This window comes from Clostridiales bacterium (assembly GCA_030016385.1).
In the GTDB taxonomy this organism is placed as follows: Bacteria; Bacillota; Clostridia; order Clostridiales; family Oxobacteraceae; genus JASEJN01.
Window position 1 is genome coordinate 1 of sequence record JASEJN010000119.1, and the last position, 1,840, is coordinate 1,840.

Annotated in this window: 1 protein-coding gene; it reads right to left on the reverse strand. The window is 39.7% G+C overall.

Features of this window, described 5'->3' with window-relative positions:
* Positions 1–28 precede the first annotated feature (28 nt).
* Positions 29–1,534, reverse strand: coding sequence for a 4Fe-4S dicluster domain-containing protein (locus tag QME45_14685; protein ID MDI6619873.1), 1,506 nt, complete (start codon positions 1,532–1,534; stop codon positions 29–31).
* Positions 1,535–1,840: the final 306 nt, after the last annotated feature.

Here is a 1,840-nt window from a genome sequence, read left to right on the forward strand (position 1 = left end):
GCATTGCGCGGCCACTTCTTTAATCGGTTCAGTCGCCAAGCTTCGGTTTTTGAACCTCTTTAGAAACTTCAGGATGCCTGTTCATATCTACTTCATCGATCTTTAGAGCCCTCAGGGAATCGTTTACGCTTTTTTCTATCGCAAGCTTTCCATATTTATCTACTTCACCGCGATCTTTAATCCCGTGGCACAATGATGCGGCTCCTCCTATACATCCTCCCTGGCATGCCATGCCTTCTATAAAATTTCCTGCCAGCCTCTTAAATTTTGCAAGCTTTAAGTTTTTATCGCACTCCTTTAACCCGTCGCAAACGATCGGTTTAAAATCAATATCCATTTTATTCTGTTCCATCACATGCTTTATCGACTCTGCAACCCCTCCGGATCTTGCAAAAATCCTTCCATAAAAGGATGCATTATTAAGAGGCATGTCTTCGCATTCCTCAATTTTTATCCCGACAGCATCAAGCATGGCCTGCAATTCTTCAAATGTAAGAACATAATCGCAGCTTCCCCTTAGATCATCCTGCATAATCTCCATCTTTTTAGCCGTACACGGACCTATAAACACGACATGAGCCTTTTCATCCATGTTTTTAATAAGCCTCGATATAGCGATCATGGGAGACACTGAAGTCGATATATTTCCACTAAGCTCCGGATATTTTTTGCGTATATATGATACAAACGACGGGCAGCATGAGCTTGTCATAAACTTTTTTTCATTTATGCAGCCTACAAATTCTTTCGCTTCATTCAATGCGACCATGTCAGCACCCAATGCAACTTCAACGACATCATAAAAGCCAAGCTCTTTTATACCGGCTACAACTTGTTCGATCTTTGCATACGTAAACTGGCTGGATATTGCAGGAGCTATTATCGCATAAGCATGAATATCTTTATCCTGCCTTGCCCTTTTTAACAAATCCACTACATCCACCACAAAGGATTTATCCATCATTGCCCCAAAAGGGCATTGGTATACACAGGCACCGCATTGTATGCATTTGTCATTGTCGATCACCGCTTTTTTATTTTCATCCATAGAAAGCGCCGAGGCACCGCATGCTTTCATGCATGGCCTCATCACATCTGAAATGGCATTATAAGGGCATACACTTTTGCATCTTCCACATTCTATACATTTATCTGTGTTGATATAAGATTTCCTGTTTATATAATCATAAGAAATAGCTCCCACAGGGCACGCTTCCTTGCATTTATGGGCAAGACATCCTCTGCAGGCTTCCGTTACTGTGAAACGATGTATCGGGCATTCATCGCATGCTTCGCTTATGACCTCTATTACATTTTTATTATTCCTGTCCCCTCCCATCGCAAGCTTAACCCTCTCTGCTACAATGGCTCTTTCCTTGTATATGCAGCATCTTGTCATGGGTTTTGGACCTGGAATAACGGTCTTGGGAATCATGGCGTATTTTTCATTCAAAGTGCCTTCCATGGCATATTTGACAACTTCTTTTAATATTTTATATTTTATAAGCTGAACATCGCTTTCAAAACTTCTCATATAACCGCCCCCATCTACAATAAAAAATTTGCACTGCTCGTATCAGAAAAACAACCCCATCCGCTTAATCCTTTTTAAAAGTATACTATTTAAGTTGTACAATATCAATGTTAAATTTTAATCATATTATTAAAATATTGACAGAGTCCCAGAATTGTCCGGATCTATCGATATAAACCTTAATGCAAATGTACAATATACTGCTTTTAACATCATCATACTTTATACTAGCCGATTAAAGCCATTTGACAGCTCTTGAGTTTCCGCAAACTGTAACTAAAAAATGAATGGATCTGTTCGAAATGC

Coding starts and splice junctions, on each gene's coding strand:
- QME45_14685 (MDI6619873.1), bottom strand. CDS start 1,534: ATGAGAAGTTTTGAAAGCGATGTTCAGCTTATAAAATATAAAATATTA.